General features: G+C 57.2%; 22 protein-coding genes and 2 pseudogenes. 9 read left to right on the forward strand and 15 right to left on the reverse strand.

What is annotated here, in order from left to right; genetic code table 11:
- Genes trbG through GH983_RS22880 form a run of 9 tightly spaced genes read right to left on the reverse strand, consistent with a single transcriptional unit; the run spans window position 1 to window position 8,558 of the window.
- Window positions 1–837 (reverse strand): P-type conjugative transfer protein TrbG, encoded by an 837-nt coding sequence (gene trbG, locus GH983_RS22840; RefSeq protein WP_153763791.1) that lies wholly within the window; start codon window positions 835–837, stop codon window positions 1–3.
- Between the two features lie 46 nt (window positions 838–883).
- Window positions 884–1,549, reverse strand: a complete 666-nt coding sequence (gene trbF, locus GH983_RS22845; protein ID WP_069044336.1) for a conjugal transfer protein TrbF — start codon at window positions 1,547–1,549, stop codon at window positions 884–886.
- Complete coding sequence (trbL, locus tag GH983_RS22850; RefSeq protein ID WP_371418526.1) at window positions 1,549–2,760, reverse strand: P-type conjugative transfer protein TrbL; 1,212 nt, start codon at window positions 2,758–2,760, stop codon at window positions 1,549–1,551. Before trbL ends, trbF begins: the two co-directional genes overlap by 1 nt.
- A gap of 26 nt (window positions 2,761–2,786) precedes the next feature.
- Window positions 2,787–3,605, reverse strand: a complete 819-nt coding sequence (gene trbJ / locus GH983_RS22855) for a P-type conjugative transfer protein TrbJ (protein ID WP_153763792.1) — start codon at window positions 3,603–3,605, stop codon at window positions 2,787–2,789.
- Entirely contained in the window at window positions 3,580–6,030 is a 2,451-nt protein-coding gene (locus GH983_RS22860; protein WP_153763793.1) for a VirB4 family type IV secretion/conjugal transfer ATPase, read from the reverse strand. Before GH983_RS22860 ends, trbJ begins: the two co-directional genes overlap by 26 nt.
- Window positions 6,031–6,044: 14 nt before the next feature.
- Window positions 6,045–6,341, reverse strand: a complete 297-nt coding sequence (locus tag GH983_RS22865) for a conjugal transfer protein TrbD (RefSeq protein ID WP_153763915.1) — start codon at window positions 6,339–6,341, stop codon at window positions 6,045–6,047.
- Window positions 6,341–6,715 (reverse strand): TrbC/VirB2 family protein, encoded by a 375-nt coding sequence (locus tag GH983_RS22870; RefSeq protein ID WP_246727660.1) that lies wholly within the window; start codon window positions 6,713–6,715, stop codon window positions 6,341–6,343. Before GH983_RS22870 ends, GH983_RS22865 begins: the two co-directional genes overlap by 1 nt.
- Window positions 6,716–6,750: 35 nt before the next feature.
- Window positions 6,751–7,686: a P-type conjugative transfer ATPase TrbB gene (trbB, locus tag GH983_RS22875; protein WP_069044339.1), complete on the reverse strand. Its 936-nt coding sequence runs from the start codon at window positions 7,684–7,686 to the stop codon at window positions 6,751–6,753.
- Window positions 7,683–8,558, reverse strand: a complete 876-nt coding sequence (locus GH983_RS22880; protein WP_246727654.1) for an acyl-homoserine-lactone synthase — start codon at window positions 8,556–8,558, stop codon at window positions 7,683–7,685. The genes trbB and GH983_RS22880 overlap by 4 nt, the downstream gene beginning before the upstream one ends.
- 211 nt (window positions 8,559–8,769) lie before the next feature.
- On the opposite strand from GH983_RS22880, the gene repA reads away from it, so the two are divergent.
- The 4 genes from repA to GH983_RS22900 all read left to right on the forward strand — a co-directional run bounded on the left by repA (window position 8,770) and on the right by GH983_RS22900 (window position 14,886).
- Window positions 8,770–9,957 (forward strand): plasmid partitioning protein RepA, encoded by a 1,188-nt coding sequence (gene repA / locus GH983_RS22885; RefSeq protein WP_069044341.1) that lies wholly within the window; start codon window positions 8,770–8,772, stop codon window positions 9,955–9,957.
- 74 nt (window positions 9,958–10,031) lie between these two features.
- Window positions 10,032–11,009, forward strand: coding sequence for a plasmid partitioning protein RepB (repB, locus tag GH983_RS22890; protein WP_153763917.1), 978 nt, complete (start codon window positions 10,032–10,034; stop codon window positions 11,007–11,009).
- A gap of 164 nt (window positions 11,010–11,173) precedes the next feature.
- Window positions 11,174–12,388, forward strand: a complete 1,215-nt coding sequence (gene repC / locus GH983_RS22895; protein WP_153763795.1) for a plasmid replication protein RepC — start codon at window positions 11,174–11,176, stop codon at window positions 12,386–12,388.
- A 605-nt stretch (window positions 12,389–12,993) separates the two neighbouring features.
- Window positions 12,994–14,886 (forward strand): methyl-accepting chemotaxis protein, encoded by a 1,893-nt coding sequence (locus GH983_RS22900; protein ID WP_153763796.1) that lies wholly within the window; start codon window positions 12,994–12,996, stop codon window positions 14,884–14,886.
- A gap of 233 nt (window positions 14,887–15,119) precedes the next feature.
- Here GH983_RS22900 and GH983_RS22905 read toward each other — a convergent pair.
- Window positions 15,120–15,617, reverse strand: a pseudogene (locus GH983_RS22905) (tyrosine-type recombinase/integrase); the annotation flags it as partial.
- Between GH983_RS22905 and GH983_RS24420 the strand changes: the two are divergent.
- A pseudogene (locus tag GH983_RS24420) lies at window positions 15,606–16,166 on the forward strand (methyl-accepting chemotaxis protein); the annotation flags it as partial. The pseudogenes GH983_RS22905 and GH983_RS24420 overlap by 12 nt on opposite strands.
- Before the next feature lie 87 nt (window positions 16,167–16,253).
- Here GH983_RS24420 and GH983_RS22920 read toward each other — a convergent pair.
- From GH983_RS22920 to GH983_RS22930, 3 genes are all read right to left on the reverse strand, one after another.
- On the reverse strand, window positions 16,254–16,976 hold the full coding sequence (locus GH983_RS22920; RefSeq protein ID WP_153763798.1) for an LrgB family protein: 723 nt from the start codon (window positions 16,974–16,976) through the stop codon (window positions 16,254–16,256).
- A complete protein-coding gene (locus GH983_RS22925) occupies window positions 16,973–17,341 on the reverse strand; it encodes a CidA/LrgA family protein (protein WP_153763799.1) in 369 nt (122 codons plus the stop codon). Before GH983_RS22925 ends, GH983_RS22920 begins: the two co-directional genes overlap by 4 nt.
- A 103-nt stretch (window positions 17,342–17,444) precedes the next feature.
- Window positions 17,445–18,608 (reverse strand): site-specific integrase, encoded by a 1,164-nt coding sequence (locus tag GH983_RS22930; protein WP_153763800.1) that lies wholly within the window; start codon window positions 18,606–18,608, stop codon window positions 17,445–17,447.
- A 77-nt stretch (window positions 18,609–18,685) separates the two neighbouring features.
- On the opposite strand from GH983_RS22930, the gene GH983_RS22935 reads away from it, so the two are divergent.
- The 4 genes from GH983_RS22935 to GH983_RS22950 all read left to right on the forward strand — a co-directional run bounded on the left by GH983_RS22935 (window position 18,686) and on the right by GH983_RS22950 (window position 22,184).
- On the forward strand, window positions 18,686–18,964 hold the full coding sequence (locus GH983_RS22935) for a type II toxin-antitoxin system Phd/YefM family antitoxin (RefSeq protein WP_069044349.1): 279 nt from the start codon (window positions 18,686–18,688) through the stop codon (window positions 18,962–18,964).
- Window positions 18,951–19,382, forward strand: a complete 432-nt coding sequence (locus tag GH983_RS22940) for a plasmid maintenance toxin (PemK-like) (protein WP_153763801.1) — start codon at window positions 18,951–18,953, stop codon at window positions 19,380–19,382. Before GH983_RS22935 ends, GH983_RS22940 begins: the two co-directional genes overlap by 14 nt.
- A gap of 214 nt (window positions 19,383–19,596) precedes the next feature.
- Window positions 19,597–20,730, forward strand: a complete 1,134-nt coding sequence (locus tag GH983_RS22945) for an RHE_PE00001 family protein (RefSeq protein WP_153763802.1) — start codon at window positions 19,597–19,599, stop codon at window positions 20,728–20,730.
- Window positions 20,731–21,077: 347 nt separating this feature from the next.
- Entirely contained in the window at window positions 21,078–22,184 is a 1,107-nt protein-coding gene (locus tag GH983_RS22950) for a Fic family protein (RefSeq protein WP_153763803.1), read from the forward strand.
- 522 nt (window positions 22,185–22,706) lie between these two features.
- Here the strand turns inward: GH983_RS22950 and GH983_RS22955 are convergent.
- Both GH983_RS22955 and GH983_RS22960 read right to left on the reverse strand, forming a co-directional pair.
- Window positions 22,707–22,904, reverse strand: a complete 198-nt coding sequence (locus GH983_RS22955) for a hypothetical protein (RefSeq protein ID WP_153763804.1) — start codon at window positions 22,902–22,904, stop codon at window positions 22,707–22,709.
- A gap of 153 nt (window positions 22,905–23,057) precedes the next feature.
- Window positions 23,058–24,752 (reverse strand): PAS domain-containing methyl-accepting chemotaxis protein, encoded by a 1,695-nt coding sequence (locus GH983_RS22960; protein WP_153763805.1) that lies wholly within the window; start codon window positions 24,750–24,752, stop codon window positions 23,058–23,060.
- Between the last annotated feature and the right edge of the window lie 6 nt (window positions 24,753–24,758).

Raw genomic sequence — 24,758 nt, forward strand, 5'->3', positions numbered from 1 at the left:
TCAACGCCCCCGCCTGATGGTGATTTTCTTCTGTCGCCAACCCGTTCCCGCCAGAAGCACGGCTGCGTCCACCTGATGGTCGACGATCATCAGGTCCTTGTTGACCCGGTAGTTGACGATTTGCCGCGCCCCCTCCGACATGAGGAAGAGAACGGGCATCTCGCCATTGGCAATCCCGGCTGGAAACTGAATGTAGGTCTTTTGGCCATCAAAATAGACACGTTTGGGCCGCCACTTTGCCTGCCCCTCGATCCTGTAGGCAAAATCAAGCCGGCCGGGCGATGCTGCATCGCCCCTAGCCCCAAGCCTCGCATTGACGATCGCGATCTGGCTTGACGCCGTTTGGGGGTAGGAAAAGCCGATACGCGCCATATAGCGGCTCTCATGCGATCTCAGCCGGATGTGATAGGTGCGCATCGATGTCGTGACGATCATCGAGGTTGCCAGATTGGCTTCTGTCGGGCGCACGATCAGATGAATTGTCTGTTGCGCCGCCTCGCCGGAGCTTGCAGCCTCCACGCTCCAGCGCACGCTGTCGCCGACCAGAACGTCTTTAACGGTCTCCTGCGCTTGAAGCTCGATATCGCAGACCTGCAGCGGCGCACAGATGATCGAAGCCTGCCCGTCTCCGAAGACGAAGAGGACCTTGCCATCGGGGCCGTGTGTGACGCCACCCCGCCCGCCTTGCCAGGCACTGGAATGGCTGAGCGCCTTGACTTCGGCAGGTGTCATCTCCTGTGACAGGGCCTGCCGGTGGCCGGCACTTGAGAAGGCCAATATGCTGATCAGAATGCCCGTTACATGCTGTTGGAACCTGTATGTCACGACGATCTCCATTGCTCTCTGAAAAGCCGCCTGTCGGGTCGCTTGTCGTATCCCGTTGCTAGAGCTGTGCGGTCCAGTCGAAGTCACGCACGTAAAGCCCGATCGGATTGAGCCGGATCACGGCCTCATCCTGGGGTTCGGTCAGCGTTACCGACGCAATGGCGCGAAATCGCCGGCTTGCTGTTTCCCGCCCTCTGCGGTCTCTTTCAAACTCGCTCCAATCGATCTGGTATGTTCGTTCCGACAAAGCGACGATGCTTGAGACTTCGACTGAAACCGTGACCCGTTTGGCGGCCTCAAAGGGCGAATTGCTCCGAAACCAGGCATTGATTTTCTCAGTCGACGGATCGGATGCCCTCAAAAGCGCGTAGGTACGGTCGATATACTGCTTTTGAACCACCGCATCGGGGGTGACAGAGCGAAAGCTTGATATGAAATTGCCAAGGATTGCCCTCACGACCCGCTGGTCGGCATATTCGATCTGTTCGGGAACTCCTGCTGCAACCGGACTGCCCAAGCGGTCGATCTCGACGATGTAGGGAACGAGCCTTGTCGTCTGGCTGAGAAAGAGGGCATAGCCAAAGCCGGTGGTCGCCAGGCAAAGACTAAGCAGTGCGACAGCCCTCCACACCCTGGCCTCCCGCACGAAACTGCCATAGCGCTCGTTCCATTCGAGCCGGGCCGACAGATAGGGGTTTTCCGGAAAGGAATTGCTCTTTGTCATCACCGCCTCTTCTCAGGTTTTGGCGTTTTGGGGGAGGATCTAGAAGCCGAGGATGTCTTGTTCATCCCTGCTGACGCAGCCGCTTCGAGTTTGGCGTTGGCAAGGCCAAGCAACGAAGCGTGCTGGGCACCGGGTGCTGCAATCATCTTGTCGCGAGCCGCAGCACCCAAAGCCCTTCCTGCCTGCCCGGCGCCGGCCGAAAGCCCGATCATGGCAGCCTCAATGCGAGAGGCGCCCCCAGCCCGTGCCGCATCGGCGGCGCCAAATCCGGTCTTTGCAGCCGTCGCGGTCAGGAAGGCGCCGCCTGCAGCCATCGTGCCCGCCTGCGTGCCATGGCGGATCACTTCAAGGCCCTGGGTGACCGAAACACCCTGCACGACGCCCTGGACGATGGTCGGGACATAGAGCGAGATGAGAAACACCACCACGGACAGGCCGGCCATCGAGAAGGTCGAGAGCAGTGGATCACTGTCATTGACGGGGGCGGCGGCAAGACCAAGCAGAACGTCGGATCCGATCCGGGCGATCATCACCAGTGCCATCAGCTTCATGCCGACCGAAAAGGCATAGACCAGATAGCGTAGCGAGAAATCCTTGGTGAAAGACGAGCCGCCAAGCCCCAGCATGATCATTCCGGCCAGAAGCCCGACATACATTTCCACCATGACGGCGACGAAGATGGCCGCGACGAGCGAAAAGCAGATGACCACGACACCCATGGCAATCACCGAGGCAATGGCCAGTGCATTGTCCTCGAAGACCCCGAAGCGGGCCTGCTGCGAAAGACCGGAGGCCACCTTTATGCCCGCGTCAAAAATCTCGGCAGGCGAGGCGGAACCCTGCCCTGCCCCGATCGCAAACAGACTGTCGACCACAGACTTTGCAAAACCTGGTCCCTGTTCAAGAAGGAAGGCAAAAAAACCGATAAACAGGATCCGGCGCACCAGTTCTGCAAACCAGCCGTCAAGTGACGCTGCAGACAAGGCCAGCCAGATGGCGGCAAGACCGATTTCGATCGCGGCCAGGATCCAGAACAAGGATCGTGCGGCTTCCATAATGGTGGACTGCCAATCGTGAGTTGCTGCAACCACCTGGTTTTCCAGCTCGCTGAGCATGGCGCCTTGCTGTGCAAGCACTGGTGTCGACAGGCAAACCAGGCTGATGGCTGCAAGCCAGATGCGGGCAGACGCAGGCCAGGATAGGCAGCACAAAATGCAGTGTTGTCGTCTTGATCTTCTCACCAGCGTGGCTCCATTTTCTGACCTTCCGGGATCTCCTCAATCGCATTGCCAAAGAAGGCTTCCCGCCGGGCCTGGGCCAGATCTCTCAAGGACTGCTCGGATTGCAGCCATGCGGCAGACAGGGTCATCTGCTGGGCAAAAAGACCCCGCAGTTTCTGCAGCTGGGCGATCTGTTCGACGGCAATGTCATGGCCGACCTGCAGGGCCTTCATCTGCCCGTCGGATGTCTCGGACAGACGTTTGAGCGCCCGCGTGGTGTTGGCTTCGTTTTCAAATTGCTCGGTGGTCATGCCGGCGATGCGCAAACTCGCTGCAATCGTCTCCTGATTGCTCTTCGACCAGGTCTGATAGGTCTCTGCGAAGGTTTCTCCGTCCGGAAGCGCTTGCCGGAAGTCGGCATAGCCGCCAAATCGCTGCGCGAGGATCTCGTCGGCATTGCCCATCGTAAAGGCAATGCCCTCGCCTTGCGCTGCAATGTCTTTGAGCTTCAGGAGATCGGCTTCGACATCGCCCCAGACATGCGCGGGAAGGGTTGCCGTGTTCTGCAGCAGGGTGGAATAAATCTGCAGCTGGTTCTGGATCTGTTGGGCAAGCTGGCTGATCTGTGTCAGTTGATGACTGACTTGCGTGCCTGAGCTTTCCAAAAGCCCGACGAGTTCGGCATTGTTGGCGAGTTGCGTCCATTCGGTCGCCGCCCCGGTGACGGAGCCAGCAAGCGCACAGGAGAAATGGCCAAGAACCATGGCCGAGGACAAGAACGCCAGCCATGGCCGCTTCAGGTGGGTGCTGTTAACAAGCAAGCAGCGACAACGCATCTGTCTCTCCTTTCAAGCTCAGCCAGTGCCTCGGCCAGTCCGAGCCATGGGCCTGAAAAAGTCTCTTGATCGTCCTGATCTGTTCAGCGTCCGACACGCCGGTGAAGGCGAGTGTCAAAGGACCAAGCGCCATCTCGAAAAGCCTGCGTCCTTTAGGCGTCACGCAGTAATAGTCCCGCTTCGGGCGAGCCGTAGCGATGATCTCAATCTGCCGCTGGTTGAAACCGAGCCGCTCGTAAAAGGATGCCATTGACGTGGTCTGGGCTGCCGGATTGGCAAGGCAGATCTTGGTCGGGCAGCTTTCAATGAGAACATCGACGATCCCGGACCGTTCGGCATCGGAGATCGACTGGGTTGCAAGGATGACGGCGCAGTTTGCCTTGCGCAGCACCTTCAGCCATTCGCGGATTTTCTCACGGAAAACCTGGTGGCCCAGCATCAACCAGGCCTCATCGAGAATGATCAGGCTTGGTGCTCCGGTCAGCCGCTTTTCAATGCGCCGGAAGAGATGCACAAGAACCGGAACGAGATTGCGCTCACCCATCGACATCAAGGCTTCGAGCTCGATGCACTGGAAGGACTGGAAGGCGAGCGTATCCATCTCTGCATCCATGAGATGGCCCATCGGCCCATCGATGGTATAGTGCTTCAAGCCATCCTTGATGTCCCGCAATTGAACGCCGCTGACGAAGTCCGACAAGGACCGACCGGAGGATGCCGCCATCAGAGTGATCTGGTGGGCAATTGCGTTGCGGTGCAAAGGTGTCACCGTGACGCCCTGGAAGACCAGAAGCATCTCGATGAACTCCGCGGCAAAGGCCTGGTCGGCATCGCTTTCGAGGTCGGCAAGCGGGCAGAAAGACAGGCTTGCCCGTCCATCCTCTTCTGCGCCGATCTCATGATGGTCACCACCGACTGCGCGTGTCAGCGGCATCAGCGACATGCCTTTGTCAAAGGCAAAGACCTGCGCATCTCGGTAGCGACGAAACTGTGCGGCAATCAGCGCAAGCAGGGTCGATTTTCCAGACCCGGTCGGACCGAAGATCAGGGTGTGGCCGACGTCTTCATGATGGAGATTGAAATGAAACGGCGTCGACCCTGATGCCACCTGAATCAAAGCTGGCGCATCGGACGGATAAAATGGGCATGGGGCAGTCGTTTCGCCGGTCCAGACCGAGTTGACCGGGAGAAGATCTGAGAGATTGCTCGTGTTGATCAAAGGATCGCGAACATTGGCGTACCAGTTTCCAGGTAAGCTGCCGAGATAGGCTTCCGTTGCGTTCAGTGTTTCGATCCGGGCGCCGAAGCCTTCTGCCTGGATCATGCGTCGTACCAGTTCGGCGTTTTCAAGCAACCGATCAGGGTCATCGTCGAAGAGGATGATCACTGAGGTGTAGTAGCCAAAGGCGACGAGGCCCGAATTGGCCTGGGCGATGGCGGTTTCTGTCTCGGCCACCATGGCCGCGGCATCCTGGTCGAGAGAGCGCCCCTGCGTCTGAAACAGCTGATCGAGAAACGGCCTCACCTTTTGCTGCCATCGCCGCCGTTTCTGTTCGAGCCTTCGTCTGGCATCGTGAGCGTCAAGGAAGATGAAGCGCGAAGACCAGCGATAGGATAAGGGCATCTGGTCGAGTGAATTCAGGATGCCCGGCCAGCTTTGTGACGGAAAGCCATCGATCGCAACCACGCCAATATGCCGGTCGTCGAGCTTCGGCGTCGTGCCGTGCTCCATCTGGGCGGTTAAGATGCAATCGAGATACATGCCGACATCAGGAAGCCTGACCGGCATGTTTTCGCCGCTGATACAAAATCTGACGAACTGAAGCAGGCTGTCGAAGCGCGCCTCGCGAAGACCGAAGGCCTCGTTCAGTCGATGAGCCTGCATCCTTTGCAGCGAAATCGTGGCCGACAGATATTGCTCAATTTCTCTGATCGCGTTGGAAAAGGCGGCGAGCGCTCTATCGGCCGGACCAGCCTTTGCTGCGCTGTCGCTCGAGAAGACGAACTGCGACAACCCCTCCCCCGTCTGATGACCGGGCTTATAGGTCAAGACGAGGCTCTGCCGACTTTCGAAATGGCGATCCTGGACCGCAAAGTGACGCCGCCGCTCCTCATCGATCGCTCGAGATACGGGATCTGGAAAATGCGAGCGGTCACGGTCATGATATCCCGCGCTGGGGACCCGAAGACTGTCAACCTGCAACATCCAGCCCGAACCAAATTTTGATATTATGCTATTGATTTCATGTGATATTATGTTTCTTTCATAGGCTGTCGCGCTCTCTGTGTCCGGCCCGAAGAAATACCAGCCGGCAAGCAGGCTGCCGTCCTTCAACAGCAGCGTTCCATCCTCGATCAGGGCGGCATAGGGCATGAGATCCGCAAAGGATGGGCCATGGTGTCGAAACCTTGAAAGGCCAACCATCTTTCTTCTCCTCTTCACCTGGCAAAGGGGGTGGATGTGGCGCGGTAGACGGGACGGTAGCGGATATGGCGCAGATAGATGCGGCGCATCATCGGATCCTTGCGTGCCATGAGGCGCAGAACCGAAAGCACGATGACCCATGCCAGGGCGCCGAGAATGGCAGCGGTAATGGTAATCACCACAAACACCAGAATGACGCAGACAAGCCCGGTCAACAGGACGAGTTCGCGATCTGCGCCCATCAGAAGATTGGGGCGCGACAGGGCGCGATGAATGGGATGAGTGATGAGAGCATTCTCAGCCACGGGCATCATACCAAGCGCCCTCTTTTCTGTTCGAGGATGCGACTGGAGAGCTCGACGCTCTGAACGGCAGGTCTCGTGTTTGTTGCAAGTGTGGCGCCCGTGGCACCAAACAGGCCGACGATCTGGCTTGCCCCGAGCAGAATGCCGGCTACGAGCACGACATACATCAGCCTTCGGGCAAAATCGTTCAACTCGCCGCCGAAGATCAGCATGCCTCCGGCGACAGCGACGGCCGCAAGGGCAATGAACCCTGCGACAGGCCCCGTGATCGATTGCTGGATCTGTTCCAGCGGCGCTTCCCAGGGAAGTCCACCGCCAGAGCTTGCATGTGCGGCACCTGTCTCAATGAAGGTTGCAACCGCGGTTGATGCTACGATCATCGTTTGAACAGCTTTCATCTTCAGCTCCTTTTTGATCAAACAAGCAGGTATCTTCCGGCGTCGAAGCCCTCGACGCTGACGACTTCGTCGATCCGGCGCTTTCCGTCTGAGCGCTTGATCGACACGATGAGATCGATCGCGTCTGCGATGACATGCTGCATCGGCATGTGGCTCACTTCGCAGACCAGTTGCTCTAGCCGCCGCAACGCGCCTGGGGCATCATTTGCGTGCAATGTCGTGAAGCCGCCGGGATGGCCGGTATTCCAGGCCTTCAGAAGTGTGAGGGCCGCCCCGTCCCTCACCTCTCCGACCATGATGCGGTCCGGGCGCAGGCGAAGCGTGCTTTTCAACAGCCTATCGATGGCAAGGCTGTCACTGCTTCTGAGCGTGACGGCGTTCTTGGCTGGGCAATCGATCTCGAGCGTGTCTTCGATGAGGACGATGCGATCGTCCGGGAAGCACTTGTGGATTTCCTGCAGCACGGCATTGGCAAGTGTCGTCTTCCCGGACCCTGTACCACCACAGACGAGGATGTTGTGCCGCGCCTCGATCGCCCGCAGCAGACGATCATATTGCGTGGCGCTCATCGTCTCCTGTCTGACATAGTCCTCAAGGGCGATGCGGTTGACGGCACGTCGCCTGATCGAAAAGGTCGGAGCACTAACGGCCGGCGGCAGCAAACCTTCGAAACGATGTCGGCCAAGCGGGATTTCGCCAGAGACGATCGGCATCTTGTCGTTGACCTCTTGGTCAAGCGCATGGGCGACAAGTCCAATCAGAATTTCCGCCTGTTCAGGCTCAAGTGAGCCGGTACACTCCATTCCGCCGCGCAGTCTCTCGATAAACAGTTTGCCGTCGGGATTGAGCATGATCTCGATGACCTCGGGGTCCGCCAGGCTGAGGCAAAGATCAGTGCCGAGCGCCTGCTCCAGTTTGCGGTTCAGGCGGGCGCGGCTTTCAATCCTGTTCATGATGAAGCCCTTTGCTGGGTGGTCAGCGCGAGGAACGGCCGATAGCCCTCAGGCCGTAGCCTCTCGAACACCGCCTTTGAGATCTCAAGCGAACCGGCAACACTTTCCGTCTCGCTGATGACAGTGACGGGTCCGAGCCGCTTCATGGGCCAGCCGGCCATACGCAGGATACGCTCGAACCGGACATCTGTGGCCGTCACCAGTTCCAGGTACTCGTTCGACAGGCACCAGTCGATGATGCCGGCCAGAAGCATTCTCGTTCTCAAACTGGAAAACGAAGGCTGGGCGATTGCGGCGGTGCGCTTCAGACGCTTGTAGCCCGGGGACGGCGAAGGCTGATGCTTGTCGATGCAAAAGCGCGAGCTCTCGATCATTCTCGGATGCACATGGAGCTTTCCGCCCTCAAGCAGCATGGGAAAGACTTGCCTGAGCATGCTGCAGCGCGCTGCAGGGTGCAGCCTGACGCTGCCGACGACCTGATGGCTCCCTTCCACAAGCAGGATGTAGACCGGCGCTTGATCGTCAAATTGATCGCGCTCTTGGCCGTCCACGTTTTCGACATCCCAGTGGAGACGGTCGGCAAACACCTTCGACCTCAACTGCAGCATGGCTTGCATGAGTGATGCGGACTGGGGCTGCCGGGCATCTTCGATAACGACCAATTGCATGACGGTTCCCTCGTTGGTCCTCTCATGAGAGTGAAACGAGGCGAGGCGGTCCAGATACAAATCTGTTGAACGGCTGAGCTTCTGCCGCATGGGACGTGAGTCGGGACTTGTGCCGCTGAGAGAATCGGTTTTGCTCGACGTCACCGGTGCAATCCGCCCCGGCAATGGGCCGTTCTGCTCGGCTTTCCACGACAAATCTGTCATGGGCTCCTTTGGACGTGCCACCTGTAGATGTGCCCAAGCCTCTGGTTTTAAAGGATCATTCAATCAAGGGGGAATTTTTAAGCGCGGCAGCAATGTCCAAACCGGCGCCGCAGCTGGGGGCTTCTTGCTTGCCAAGCGGGGGGAATCGGATAACAGTCCCGATAATTTCCGGATTTACACGAAAATATCGTGACTAGAGGCTTCCTGGCAAATGAATGTGAGACGGGCAATGCAGGATACGGTGACGAGCTTTGCCGATATCATCCTCGAGCAGGGCGGAGAGATCTCGGCCAAGCTTGACATGCTGCGTATGGAGAAGTTTCCGCCCAATGCGCAAAAGACCCTTCGGTTGTTCCCATTGGCAGAAGTTGCGCAGTTCGTTGGTGTATCAGCAAGCTATTTGAAGAAGCTCCATTTGCAGGGCAAGGGCGTAGAGCCGTCGGTAACCTCGACAGGACGGCGATATTACACGGCGTCGCAGATGGATGAACTGCGCGCCCTTCTCGACCGTGTCCCGCACCGGCGAAATGGCGAAAAGCTCCAGGTCCTTGCCGTTGTCAACTTCAAGGGCGGCTCCGGCAAGACCACGACGTCTGCCCATCTTGCCCAGTTCCTGGCTCTGAGCGGCTACCGCGTCCTTGCCGTCGATCTCGATCCGCAGGCTTCATTGACGGCACTTTATGGCATCCAGCCCGAACTGGACGAGAAACCGTCCTTCTACGAAGCCATCCGGTATGACGACACGCGTCGCTCGATTACGGAGATCATTCAACCGACGAATTTCCCAAACCTGCACATCGTTCCGGCGAATCTCGAACTGCAGGAATATGAATACGAGACCCCGCTTGCGATGCAGCGGAAGGACTCGATGGAAGGTAAGCTGTTTTATACGCGGATCGGCAAGGCGCTTGCCGAGGTCGATGATCAGTATGATGTGGTCGTCATCGACTGCCCGCCACAGCTCGGCTATTTGACGCTGACTGCACTAACGGCTGCGACCTCCGTGTTGATCACGGTCCATCCTCAGATGCTCGACATCATGTCGATGTCGCAGTTCCTGCTGATGCTCGGCGATATCTTGAAAAGTGTCGAAGGAGCCGGCGTCAACGTCAGCCTCGACTGGTTTCGTTATCTGATCACGCGTTTCGAGCCCATGGATGTGCCGCAGCAGCAGATGGTGGGCTTCATGCAGTCGATGTTTGCTCAGCAGATGATGAAGAACCACATGGTCAAGACCACAGCTGTTTCCGATGCGGGCCTGACCAAGCAGACACTCTACGAGGTCGAGCGTTCGCAGTTTACATCAGCGACATATGACCGTGCGCGCGAAGCCATGGATCTGGTCAATGGCGAAGTGGTCGACCTTCTGGAGCTTTCCTGGGGGCGTCGTCGTGGGTGAGCCGTTGTCAGCCGTACAGATTGATGTTTTGTCCAAGTTTTTCAGGATCTTGGGGCGCAAAAAGGACGAGTATCATGGCGCGTAAGGACATCTTTGCCAATATCACCTCGACGGAAGGGCCGCGACTGGAGCGTCGGGCAACGCCGGGCTACGCCAACAAGGGCGCCTCGCGGTCAATGATCAGCTCGCTCAGCGAGTTGGCAGAAAAGGCCGCGATGGCCGATCAGACGCTGTCTGGTGAAGCTGTTCTCGAACTGGACCCTGTGCTGATTGATGATTCCTTCGTCTCGGATCGCATGGGAGAGGACGAAGAAGCACTTCAGGAGCTGGTTGAAGCCATCCGGGAGCGCGGTCAAGATACGCCGGTTCTGGTGCGCCCTCACCCGGATGCGAAGGATCGATATCAAATCGTCTTCGGTCACCGGCGTGTGCGCGCTGCACGGCTCCTGAAGCGTCCGGTCAAGGCCGTGGTCAAGACGGTGTCAGACACCGATCATGTGATTGCCCAGGGACAGGAAAACTCTGCACGAGAGAACCTGTCCTTTATCGAGCGGGCAAGTTTTGCCCACCACCTGCAAGAGATCGGTCATGATCGACGCGTAATCCAACTTGCTCTGTCGGTTGATGGTGCGCTGCTGACCCGCATGTTGTCCGTCACAAGCAGGGTGCCCGCCAAAGTGATCAAGGCGATCGGTTCGGCCAAGAGCATCGGTCGCGATCGTTGGCTCGATCTTGCCCAGACTGTTGAACATCCGGATCTTCGCCTTGTGGCGGAGGCCTCGATTGCCAGGGGTGATTTTGCAGATCTGCCATCTGAAGCGCGATTCGAGCGTCTTGTTCAGGATTTGCGAAATGCACGCAAGCCAGCCAAGAAAACGCGCCCTGCAGGCAACTGGCAGTCGGGAGATGCCGCAGTCAGCGCCGAGTTCAAAGGTGCTGGCAAAAGCTACTCGATTTCCCTGAAGTCCCGGGAAGCCGTGAGTTTTGGTCGCTTCATTACCGAAAACCTGGAACGGCTCCATGCCGAATTCAGAGCCCAGTCAAAGTCGTAAGGAGACGAAACGCAAAAGAAAAAGGCCCCCCAAGCGTCGCCGCCCTGGAAGCCTTCCTCATATCCTAGCAGAATGAGAATCGCATCTCCGGGGATTTCAGTCAAGAGTCTTTGGCACCGTTTTTGGTGAGCAGTTTTCGTTTGCCTTCAAGAAGGTGAAGAAAAATGCAGAGGCATTCCATAACCACGCCCTTTGGGCGTGGATCAATCAAACTCGCCCATGTCAGCCGTCAGTTCGAGGCGGCTCGGAGCAAAGAGGGCAGGACCGCCGACAAGTGGAAGATGTTTCGTGATGTTTGCGAGGCACGCCTTTTGATTGGGATTCCGGATCGGGCCTTGACGGTTCTCGACGCCCTTTTGAGCTTTTATCCGCAAAGCGATTTGTCGGAAGAGGCTGGTCTGATCGTCTTCCCGTCCAATGCGCAACTTTGCCTTCGCGCGCATGGTATGGCTGATGCCACGCTCAGGCGTCACCTGGCACTCCTTATCGATGCCGGGCTGATTTCTCGCAAGGACAGCCCGAATGGCAAACGTTACGCCCACAAGGCACGTGATGGGCGGGTCGAAGATGCGTTTGGCTTTTCGTTGGCGCCGCTTCTTGCTCGCAGAGACGAGCTTGCGCAACTGGCCCAACAAGTGGTGGAGGATCGCCGGCGTTTGCAGCTGGCGAAAGAGGCACTCACGATATCAAGACGTGATCTGCGTAAGCTGATCACCGCTGCGATCGAAGAAGGTGCTGCTGGCGATTGGCATGCGCTTGAAGAGGCATATATCGACATTGTGTCCCGACTGCCACGAAGCCTGACGATCCAGCTTGCCGAGGATTGCCTGCAGAAGCTCACCGCCTTGCACCTGGAGGTCTCTAGCCTCTTGGAAAAACAGCTTATTTCTCAGAATATGAGCGGCAATGGCGCTGAAAATGAGCGTCATATACAGAATTCAAATACCGAATCCTTCAATGAACTTGAACCTAGCTCTGGAAAAGAGCAGGGCGAAAGCCCGAGCCTGGAGCTGAAAGCGAAGCGGGAGCCGATAAAGGCATTTCCTCTTGCTATGGTGTTGAAGGCCTGCCCACAGATTATCGACTATGGTCCGGGGGGCGCGATTGGGACCTGGCGCGAGCTGATGCAGGCTGCGGTCGTCGTTCGGTCGATGTTGGGGATCAGTCCGTCAGCCTATCAGGACGCCTGCGAAACCATGGGGCCGGAAAATGCGGCAGCGGCGGTTGCGGCCATCCTCGAACGGGCAGGGCATATCAATTCGGCTGGTGGCTATCTGAGGGATCTGACGCGGCGGGCGGAGCGTGGCGAGTTTTCGCTCGGTCCGATGCTGATGGCCTTGATGCGCGCCAATCTGGAAGAAAAGAAGCGCTCGGCTTGACCAGAGGCAGGGAGGGGAGCCACTTGATATCAGTCTTCCAGAATCCTGTTCCTTTGAACGGACGGGAGACATGCTCAACCAATGTACGGCACAGCTGAAGCAGTTAGCGAAGTTTAGATTGGCCGGGTGCAGTTCTGAAAGAGGTGGGGCCTTTAGAGCGGCACTTGCCTCGCCAATTCATGGAACGACCGTGGATTCGTCCATCTGAAAAGAGCCATGAACGGGGGCACGGCCAGGTCACCTTCCATATTCTCTGGCGATTTCCCTGCTTCAAGCGCCATGACCAATTACAGTGGTTTGTGCCGATCAGACCGATATGGGAATGATAGCCCATCTCTTGGGCAATGACCTCACCGCTCAGTTCCGCGGGGAAACCACCCACCAAGCCGACCCCTGTGTTCAGCAAGACACGCCTGTTATTGAGGCCCAAAACCCAGCGTTATTGGCAGGTACATAGCCAAAAATCTATTCAATTGGATGCTTTCTAACCTTGCCTCTCTGAAAAGCCATCCACGTATTGACCAAGGGGCTAATTGAGTAAAATTTAAACAATTGGGCGCACACTTCAGGTACATACCAGTCGCATCCTCTTGCCGGAGATCCCCATGAAACGTCTGTCCATCAGAGTTGCTCTAACCAGCATCTTAGGCATGATCGTTGCTGCAATTCTTGCGCTGTCGTTCACATCCTATTCCAGCTTGGACAAGCTCAACTCGAACACGCAAGACATCGGGCAGTACTGGATGTCGCGCATGGTTCTGGCGCGTGAGGTCAAGGGCAACTTCAATCTTATGCGTCTTGCCTATGCCCGTCTGCTAATGGCATCTACGCCCAGTGAGCTAGAGCGTGAACTTCAAAACATTGCCGACATGGCCGAAACGGTTCGCAAGTCCATGCAGGAATATGAAGCAGGCGTTCGCACGGAAGCCGGCCGCCAGCTTATCACTGCTCTGAAACCTGAGTTTGACGCTTACAATTTGCTTGGCGAGGAACTGGCAGAAATCAAAAAAGACGGTCAGACGCTTGTAGCGACAAGTCTGTTCAAAAGTAAAATGAACGCGCAGTCGGACAAGGTGAATGAACTCGTCGATGAGCTCGTCGCCAAGGTTATCGAAAATTCCAACAAAGCAGTAGCCGATAGCGGGCAGGTCTATAGCGTCAATCTATCGACGACCTTGGGCATTGCCATGGTCACCCTCCTCATCTCGATTGCGGGCATCGCCTATGCGATATTCGGTGTAACCCGCCCGATCGGACGTATTTCTACCGCGATGCGCAACCTCGCCGCAGGAGATCTGGACAGTCAAATTCCGTTTGAAGGACGAGCCGACGAAGTCGGTGAGATGGCCGCAGCAGTAGAAGTCTTCCGGCAGGCTGGGATCGCCAACAAGGAGCTCGAGCGCCAGGCAGAAGAGGCACGTATCCGCGAAGGGCACCAGGATGCAGAGACGCGTCGACGTACTGCCGAGGAAGCCGAAAAGCTGCGCTTTGCGACCGCAACGCTCGGAAGCGGCCTGAAGCGACTGGCGGATGGTGATATCTCGTTCCAGCTCGATGAACCTTTCGCCGCCGAGTATGAGACCTTGCGTTATGATTTCAATGCCTCGCTGAAGCAGCTTGGCTCCACGTTGTCGTCCGTCCTGCAATCTGTCGAGAACATCGACAACGGGACGCGAGAGATATCTTCTGGCGCCAATGATTTGTCCAAGCGAACCGAGCAGCAGGCGGCAGCCCTTGAGGAGACGGCAGCGGCGCTTGACGAGATCACTGTGAATGTGTCGACCTCATCCAAACGCACCGAGGAAGCACGGACCGTCGCAATCCTTGCCAACCAAAATGCAGCCAAGTCGGCAGACGTCGTGTCTAATGCCGAAGAGGCTATGCGCCGCATCGAGGAAAGCTCGCAGCAGATTTCCAATATCATCGGGGTGATCGATGAGATCGCCTTCCAGACCAACCTGCTTGCGCTGAATGCCGGCGTAGAAGCCGCCCGCGCAGGTGACGCGGGCAAGGGGTTTGCCGTCGTTGCCCAGGAAGTTCGTGAGCTCGCCCAGCGTTCGGCAAGCGCTGCCAAGGAGATCAAGGGTCTTATCCATAATTCCTCGAGCGAAGTCGACAACGGTGTCAAGCTGGTGCGAGACACCGGCGTGGCATTGAAGGCGATTGGCGACTATGTTTCACAAATCAATCAGTTGATGGATGCGATTGCCACCTCCGCCCGCGAACAGTCCACTGGCCTCGCTGAAGTCAACACCGCGGTGAACCAGATGGACCAGACCACGCAGCAGAATGCCGCGATGGTTGAGCAGTCGACGGCAGCTTCCGCAGCACTCGCCCAGGAAGCGACACGCCTGCGCTCGCTGGTCAGCCGGTTCACTCTTTCCGGCCGCGCAACAGCACCAGCGGTCTCAGACCATCGGCCAGCAGCCGCGCCTGTTCGCCGCGCTCCGGCAGCCCATGGCAACCTCGCCGTCAAGGAAGAATGGAGCGAGTTCTAATCGGGGACTGCAAGCAGGCCTCCGATGAAATTCGGAAGGCCTCGCTTGCTGCCGATTTCATGGACACCGAGATGAGCGAGTTACACCCTGGTTTCAAAGCCATGAGAGCAGCCTGGGTCAGGTTAGGTCTTCCTCTGGACCGTGTTCGATGCGCGGGGGCTTTACACCATTGACCAAAAGCACTCGGGCCAATTCAAGGGTCTCAAAGCCGAAGTCGTTGAACCGCTCTGCCACTATCCAAGAAGACGGGACGCCCTGCCGCTCCTTCTGTGCGCATGATTATAGTACTCTGAAGCCTGCTGCACGGAGCGATGCCTTGATTGCTCCATTGCCTCAGGCAAAGGTATTCCGCGATCGGCTGCCTCAGTCAGATAACCAGAACGCAGGCCATGAGCGGAAAATTCTCTTGGATCTAGCCCAGCCATTCGGGCACGTTGCTTAACGATATCGTTAATAGCCTTTGGGTCCAGCGGTCGACGCGAAACATTGCCCCACCGATCGATTGCCCTGAAGACACTGCCCTTGTCGATTTTCGCAGCCGCAAGCCACGCGTTCACGGCATCGACCGGTCGACCGCTGATATAGACCACTTCATCGTTGTCCGCATCGCTGGTCTTCGTGCGACCGAGATGAATGGAAAGAGAGAGCAGGGGAGGGCCCCCGTCAATCTGGATTGGCCCTTCCGGCTGTAGCTGTTCTTTTCCGAGACCAGCGATCTCGCTGCGGCGCCGCTCGAGCAGTCCTCGAAAGAGATTTCGAACATCATCAGTGTCATTGCTGAAATTGCGTTTCAGACGAACCTGCTTGCGCTCAACGCAGGCGTCGAGGCCGCAAGAGCGGGTGAGGCAGGTAAGGGCTTTGCGGTTGTTGCCCAGGAAGTCCGCTAACTTGCCCAACGCTCTGCAAAGGCCGCCAAGGAGACCAATCAGCTGATCAAAAGTTCCTCGGACGAGGTCAAGGCGGGCGTCAAGTTGGTGGCTGATACGGGCATTGCGCTCGAGGGTATCCAGAACAATGTCGCGAGCGTCAACGAGCATATGACTGCGATCGCTGGAGCGGCAAAAGAGCAGGCGATCGGGCTGTCGGAGGTGAACAGTGCCGTCAACCAACTGGATCAGGTAACGCAGCAGAATGCTGCGATGGTGGAAGAGTCCACGGCAGCCAGCAATGCTCTGCTCAACGAGATTGAGGGGCTGCGACAGTCGCTTTCTCGTTTCGCGAAGACCCCAGATGACAGTCCGGTTCGCGGATTGCCTCGATTGATTGCGACCGCAAGCTAGTCTAGGCGCATGAGAACGGCACGACCTGATGTCGGTGAAACCTTTGGCAAACTCAACTCGGGTGGAAGTGCCGCTGGTCGGGTCCGCTCATGGAAGTAGGTACCGCGCCGCAAATGGGGCTAAGACCGATGTTGCCACAGCGTTAAGCGCCATTGCAATGCCGGCGAACAGTCCTGCTGTGGCGTTTACCTCGTAGGCGCGAGCCGTACCGATCCCGTGGGACGTCAACCCTACAGCAAATCCACGAGCGGCGTAGTCGTTTATTCGCATCATGGTCATGAAGGGCGTAACGATCAGCGCGCCGAAGATGCCGGTCAGAATGACTAGTACAGCCGTCAATGAGGGATCGCCGCCAAGCGATTGTGAAACCGCCATCGCCACGCCGGCTGTTGCCGATTTTGGAAGAAAAGACAGCAGTATGTCCCGCGGGAGGTCAAAGATTTGGCCGAGCGCGATCACAGAGGCCATAGCCACGATTGAACCGACCAGGAGCGCCACAGAGATCGGCAGCAGTAAGGCCCTGACTTCGTTCCATTTCCTATACAAAGGTACGGCGATTGCCACTGTAGCTGGGCCCAGCAAGAAGTGGATGAATTGGGCTCCCGCGAAGTAACGCTCATATGGCACTTCGGCCGCGATCATCATGACGGAAAGTGCAAGTATGGAGATGAGCACTGGATTAACCAGGGGATGCCGTCCCAGTCTTTTTGAAAGCTCGGAAGCCAAGATCCAGGTAAATAGGGTCAATGTGAGCCATAAGAGAGGGGAGGCTGAAAGGTAGACCCAGAGCTCAATCGGCGATCGGTTCATGACCGACGCCGTACAGAGATCAGCTTTCTGACCAGGATGAATGCCCAAACCGTGAGCATCAATGTGATAATCGCGGACAAAATGAGCACGGCACCGAGTGCCCATATCTGAGCACTCAGAATGCTGGCCAGCGCTACGACGCCGACACCTGCCGGTACAAAAAACAGCCCCAGATTTGACAGTAGGGTTTCGGCGGCCTCATCGATACTTGCTGCTTCCTGCGTCCATAGGCGATCCAGTACCGGAAGAGCTGCAAACAAGAGCACAAGCCCCGCCACGGGACCTGGTATGGATATTCCCAGCAAGAACACAAGGCTCTCGCCCACCAACTGGAACAGCAGAAGGACGGCAAGTCCACGAAGCATGGGGCTCTCCTAGAATCGCATTTGGGCCAACAGCCCCGGCATTTGAGTGTGTCGTCAAAGACTGCGCAATTAAATTCTCAACGCCTTCGATCGATGGACAAATTTAGCTTAGAAGGCGGGATGCACGGCCGCTGCGTCTCTGTGCGTGGTTATAGTACTCCGCAGCCTGCTGCACGGATCGGTGACGCGACTGCTCCATGGCCTCAGGCAGGGGAATGCCGCGATTCGCCGCTTCTGTCAGATAACCAGAGCGTAGGCCATGGGCGGAAAACTCCGTCGGATCGAGCCCGGCCAGTTCCGCCCGGTGCTTTAGAATGTCATTGATGGCCTTCGGATCCAAGGGCCGGCGCGAAACATTGCCCCAGCGATCGATCGCCCGGAAGACGCTACCCTTGTCGATCTTCGCTGCGTTGAGCCAGGCGTTCAGAGTGTTGACAGGGCGGCCGGTGAGATAAACAAATTCGTCGTTGTCGGCACCGCTGGTCTTGGTGCGGCCCAGATGGATGGAAAGAGAGGGCAGGGGAGGGCCGCTATCGACCTCGATAGGATCCTCCTGCTGTAACTGTTCTTTCCGGAGGCCCGCGATCTCGCTGCGACGTCGGCCCCCAGAAGCAAATGCTACCATCAGAATGGCCCTATCTCTCAAGTCACGCAGACTGCCGGTGGCACAGGTCGCGAGGAGCTTTGCAAGTATGTCTCCGGTGACCGCCTTCGCGCTCTTTCGCCTCCTCGGTCGCGGCGTTGCTCGGATAGCAAGTCTGATGGCGGACCGGAGGGCGGGCGAGCCGAAAGCCCCCTGAAGCCCGCGCCATTTGGTCAGCGTCGACCAGGTCGCAAGCCGTCGGCGTACGGTATCAGGCGCATGCGGCCCGAGAGTACGTAGAAATCCCTGGATCCGCAGCTTGTCCTCGACTTCTGCCGGCATTCCATGTTCCGGATCCGCCAGGCGCTTTTCCGCATCCCAAAGATGATGAGCGACGAACTTCAGCAGCATCGCTTCAGGAGTAGGCCAAGGAAGAGAGCGTCCAGTGGCTGCGAGTGACCAGGCCTGCAAGTAGGCCAGATCGGAGGTGAGTGCGCGCAGCGTGTTTGTGCCCATGCCCTCGTTGACGAGATGACGGAGTGTCTCGACATCCTGATCCGTCAGCAGCTCGGCGAGTTCGTCACGCCGCTCCATCGGCAAGACGGACGCGATGGTATCGAGTTCTTCCACGCGGCGCGCGAGTGTGTCGCTGCTGGAAGGGGCGTTTGGAGCTTTCCTTGTCATCTTGTGCTTCCAGATTCCTTGGAGCGTTTGCAAAAGTTCCGGAAAGCCCGTATATCCCGTAACAAAGGGGATCTGCCATGACATCGATTGTGACAGCAGCTGCGGTTTCGAAGAATTTCGGCGCCTACCAGGATGCGGCCGTGCGAGAGCCGGTCATCATCACCAAGAATGGCCGGCCGCGCACAGTGCTCTTGGCCTATGAAGATTATCTCCGGCTGGCCAAGCGCGATCGGAAGGTCAATCTGACGGCTGCGATCAGTGACGACGAGCTTGCCGCGATCGAGGCTTCGACAATGGAGCCAGGCCTGGATCATCTCAATTCCGAACTGCTGATGGACAAGAATGCTGCCGACTGAACCCAAGGTCGGCTGGGTCTTCCGTTATTCCTATCTCTGGCACTGGCAGCATCTGGAAGGACGAGAGGAGGGGGACAAGGATCGTCCTGCTCTTGTGCTGGCGATTGTTTCTTTGCTCGAAGATGGGACACCTGCGGTTCGTGTCCTGCCGATCACCCATTCCCAGCCGTCCGATCCCAGCGACGCAATCGAAATACCGCCGGCTACCAAGCGCCGCCTCGGTCTCGACGACGAACGGTCGTGGATCGTACTGACTGAAAGCAACCGCTTCGTCTGGCCGGGGCCTGACGTTCGCCCTGTTGACAGCGAGAGCGGATATCACGGGCCACTGCCTCCAGCACTCTTCGAAGAGGTGAAGCGCCGGTTTGTCGAGCTTGCCAGAAGCCAACGGCACAAAGCGACCATTCGTAGCGACTGAGCTCTTCATCCTGTTGTTAGCCCTCTAGTTCTGCGCGTCCAGCTGTGGTTTTCGCCGTGATTTGCCACGACTTTAGGCGTGGAACGCCGTCAAATCAATCACTTCCGATAAGGGTTACTTATCGGAGGTCAGTGACCCGCAGACTATTTATACATTGTATGGAAACATAATAAGCATATAGCTTTCTCTTAACGAATCATTTACCATAATTTCAATGTCTTACGACCTCGCCAGATTGCCCATCCAGAGCTTGCTGCGGCCGATCTCCGAGGCAGGGGTCGCGCTCGCCCGTCTTGACGAGCGTATCGCCCGTTCCCCTGTTGGTGAGGGCTTTCTGGAGCGCTCGCATTTCCTCGACGCGCATGCCTCGCTCTGGGTCGACGGTGAACTCGTTCATCTCGAGGACCTCGTCCTGCATGATGCGCTTCGAGATATCCGCGCACCGACCCACGAACTCACCATCGCCCGCGACATCCTGAAAACCCGCCGGCGCATCGCCGCCCATCCCCCGGCTTGGGCGCTCTCTGCTCAGGGCCTCGCCTCCCTCCGCGGGCAGGCGTGGCCTGCAGCATCATCGGGTGACGACGGGGAGGGTTTGCCGGATGGGAATGTTGAGGTCAGCGACACTCGGGCTGGGGTAGGGGAGGCCGAAGATCCTGATGCCGACGGTCTGAGTGATGCGTTTGCCGCAATCGATGCGGTGCTCGCCCGGTCGGAAGCCGCGATCGAAGAGGCGAAGAAGCCGGCGCGCGCCAAAAACACTCCGGAAAAGGATCCCTTCGTCTACGATCTCGACTGGGATGAGGACGAGCGGCTGGCGGAGTGGCAGACCGCCCTCAGCCGAGCTGATGATTTGCCGCCGGTCTTGAAGGCGATCATCGCCCTCGATGCCTGGAACGAGATTGCCGTCCTGCAGCATGCGCCCTGGCTCGGTCGACTGCTTTCCGCCTCGGTCCTGCGCGAGGGCGGCGTTACCACAAGCACCCATCTTGCCGCAATCAATCTCGGGCTGAAAGCCATCCCCGTCGATCGGCGCCGGCATCGTGATCGCGAGACGCGGTTACTGGCGATATCAAGGGCGCTGACGATTGCCGCCGAGACGGGGCTGAAGGAGCATGACCGGCTGGTGCTGGCGCGGCAGATGATGATGCGCAAACTCGAAGGACGGCGGACGTCATCCAGGCTGCCGGAGCTTGTTGAGCTTGTCATGGCGCGGCCGCTGATCTCCGCCGGCATGGTGGCAAAGACGCTCGAGGTGACGCCGCAAGGAGCGCGGCGGATCGTTCAGGAACTTGGTCTTCGCGAGATGACGGGCAGGGGGAGGTTTCGAGCGTGGGGAGTTGTCTAAGTGATCCGATCACTGCTTTGGTCCCGCCCAAAGACGCTAGAAGAACTACGACTCGTCACTGAAGAGCAGACACCTTTCACTCACTCTCGGATCATGGCTACGCCATTTCCAATCAACGGGTCATTGACTTCCGATGATCACGGTAGCGGCGAAGGGCTGGCTCGTCTTGAGGTCGAGGGCAATCAACAATCGTGGTCGGGTTCAGTTAGATAAGTTCAAGACGGCGTCACGTACTGATCCCTGTTGGCTGGTCGAGAGTTGGAGGTTTATATTTTGAGCGATAAACAGGATTTCCATAACTCACGATAGACCATATTCATGAGTTATAGAAACGCTGGCTATAACTCATGAAATGGAACTGGCAAAACGCCGATTGGCCTGATTTCAGGTATGAAGCTGCAAGCCTGATGGCGTTCGAGCGGAAATTCCTGCAGGCCGCCGGCGAGGTTATAGGTGCCGTTCGGCATCTTAAGGAGGATGACAGCAATCAACTTCGCATTGAAGTGCTCAGCGACGAAGCGGTCAAGACATCAGAGATCGAGGGAGAATTTCTTGACCGGATAAGTGTCCAGTCATCACTACGCCGGCAGTTTGGGCTCGACGCTGATGATAGACAGGCACGCCCCCAAGAGCGGGGAATCGCCGAGATTATGGCGGATGTTTATCGAAACTGGCATAGCCCCCTGGATCATCAGGGACTGTTCCATTGGCATTCAATGCTGATGGCCGGAAATCGATACATTGAGACGATCGGCGCTTACCGCGAGCATGAAGACGCCATGCAGATCGTATCGGGTCGATTGGATAAACCCACAATCAATCTTGAGGCTCCTCCATCGCGCCAGGTTCAAGCTGAGATGCAGAACTTCATCCCATGGTTTAATCAATCCGGACCAAATGGCCAAAAGCCGCTTCAAGCTTTGACACGCGCAGCGATAGGCCATCTCTACTTTGAAAGCATTCATCCATTTGAGGATGGGAACGGCCGCATCGGTCGCGCGCTCGCCGAGAAATCGCTCGCCCAAAACATTGGGCAACCAAGTCTGATTTCACTCGCCTTTGCGATCGAGAAGAGGCGGAGAGCCTACTACTCGGAACTTGAGCGACACCAACGGACGCTTGATATCACCGGCTGGATCGTCTTCTTCTCAGAAACGATCTTGGATGCTCAACGAGCAACGCTTGAGCGCATAGATTTCTTCATTCAGAAGGCGAAATTCTATGATCGGTTTCGAGATCGGCTGAACGAGCGGCAGGGAAAGGTGGTCGCGCGCATCTTCAAGGAAGGTACCGCAGGCTTCAAGGGTGGCCTAAGTGCGGAAAACTACATCTCGATCACAAGCACCTCTCGCGCTACAGCAACTCGCGACCTTCAGCAGCTCGTTGAGATCGGTGCATTGAGGCGAATGGGCGAACGTCGGCACACCCGCTACTCAGTAGCATTGCAAAAATAGTCTGCCGCCAATCGAATGAACTGCACCAAAATGACTGCTTCTGTCTGCCGTCCGACGCGGTTAAAAGATATTACCGCTTTGCGCCGTCATATCAGCCCTTGAGCATGTTCTATCGTTTGCCCGAAACCTGCCGGCCCGCTCGCATTGTCTGCAAAGCGCCTTCATGTCGCTCATTCCTCACGATGCACGGCATTGTGCAAAGCGGACGATGAAGCCTCCGCTTCACCAAGGCGTCTTTTGGGTGAACCTCTGCGGGGAGGTGGATGTTCTGTTCATGGCCTGAGAGCTCAGGCGGCGCGGTATTGCTTCACGAAGTGACCGTCCATCTCCAGCTTGCGGCAAGTGATTTGCCGGTCCTCGCCCAAATATTGGACGTGAAGATAGCCCCGACAGAAGACATGCTGAACAGGCGCCACTAGCGGCCCTTTTTGAGCGGCCGCGATGTCAGACCTCATGTTACCCAAAAATTTTTTTGGCCCTCAGAAGGCTTCAACTCGGTCCATTTGTGCGGGTGATTGCCTTTCAAACATTCGTTCTGTTTCCCTGCTGCTCCACCATTTCATCCAGCACGCGTTGCTTCACCTGAGCAAGATCAATCTCGAGAAGTGCCGTTGCATGGCGAAGTTTCACCAACTCCACCATCATGTCCACATCCGTCAAGGGGGGGCGATCTCTGCACTTTCTGTTCAGGAGCGATTTGATCGGTATAACTTTCTTCATGCTTCCTATCCTTTAGTTGCTGAGTGGGAGCCGGTTTAGGTGTCGCGGAATTGGTTCGGCAGCATAGGGCGCGGCCCCTTGGGGCGAGGTCAGTTCCCGATGGTGATTGAGAAAACGCATCAGTCTGGCGCCCGCTTCCTTGAAGGGGGCTGACTAGACGGCCTTTCGATACGATCGCACATGCGCCAGCGATGTCCGGTGAGCTGCGTCAGCCTCGGTCTTGAACTGACCCAGCAGCGTGAACAGTTGCTCCGCCTCCCTTGCGAGACTATGGGCAGCGGCTGTAGTTTCCTCCACCATGGCAGCATTCTTTTGCGTGCCCTGATCCATCGTGTTGACCGCTAGGTTGATCTCCTTGAGGCCCGTCGCCTGTTCTTTGGATGCCTCGACGATAACACCCACGTTGCCGTCAACCTGAACCACCTGGTGGACGATTTCCTGGAGTGCCTTTCCGGTGTCGCTGACCAAGGTGACACCGCTTTTGACGTGCTGGTTCGAGGTGCTGATCAACTCTTTGATCTCCTTGGCCGCCTTTGCTGATCGCTGAGCAAGCTCGCGGACTTCCTGAGCCACCACGGCAAAGCCCTTGCCGGCGTCTCCGGCGCGGGCAGCCTCGACGCCAGCGTTCAGTGCGAGGAGGTTTGTCTGGAAGGCAATCTCATCGATTACGCTGATTATGTTGGCGATCTCCGCCGCTGAGCGCTCTATCTTGCCCATGGCGTCAACCGCTTCCCCCACCACGCGACCCGAGCTCTCGGCATGGTCCTTGGTTTTGCGGACAAGTTGCCCGGCTTCTTCAGCTCGATGGCTCGAATCAGCGACCGTGGTGGTGATTTCTTCGAGCGCCGCTGCTGTTTCCTCGACCGAAGCAGCTTGCTGTTCGGTGCGTCGTGAGAGTTCGTTGGAAGCTGACTGAATTTGCTGAGACGCAGCAGCGATCGCGCCTGCGTTTTGGGCGATTGTCTGAAGGGTCCGCCGGAGCTTCAAGGAAGCCTCGTTGAAGTCAATGCGCAGCCGCTCAAGGGCGGGCAGAAAGGGGCCGCGTATATCTTGAGTAAGGTCTCCTGAGGACAGACCCTTCAGGGCTGCGGCCAGTTGTTCAACATTGTACACCCGCTCAGAAACGTCAGTGGCGTATTTGACCACTTTGAACACGCGGCCGCTCATGTCAAAGATCGGGTTGTAGGACGCCTGTATATAGACTTTCTTTCCGCCCTTGCCGATGCGCATGAACTCATCGGACATGAACTGCCCGGCAGAAAGTCTCTCCCAGAAAGCCCTATACTCATGGCCTTCAGTGTACCTAGGCTCACAGAACATGGAATGATGCTTCCCTTGCACCTCTGAGATCGTGTAGCCCAATGCTTGAAGAAAATTCTCGTTCGCTGCGAGGATGTTTCCCTGTGGCGTAAACTCAATGACGGCCTGAGCCCTGCAGATTGCGTCGAGCTTGCCTGCATCCTCCGCCGATTTGAGCTTCTGTTCCGTGATGTTCGTCGCAAATTTCACGACCTTGTATGGCTTCCCGTGCTTGAAGACGGGGTTGTAGGAGGCCTCGATCCAGATTTCTCTTCCGTCTTTGGCGATACGCTTGTACTGGCGGCGATCGAATTTTCCGCTGGCAAGCCGTGCCCAGAAGTCTGTATATTCTGGACTGCTGGATTCATTGGGATCTACGAATATCCGGTGGTGCTTGCCGACGATCTCGGCGAGCGGATAGCCGAGCGAATGACAGAAGTTTTCGTTCGCGGTTATGATCGTCCCATCGAGCTTGAACTCGATGATGGCTTGAGACTTGCCCATTGCTTGAAGTACCGCCTTTGCGTCGGCGCCGCTCGATCCCATCATTTCCCT

Origin of the sequence: Agrobacterium sp. MA01, assembly GCF_009650195.1 — a bacterium.
Classification (GTDB): domain Bacteria; phylum Pseudomonadota; class Alphaproteobacteria; order Rhizobiales; family Rhizobiaceae; genus Allorhizobium.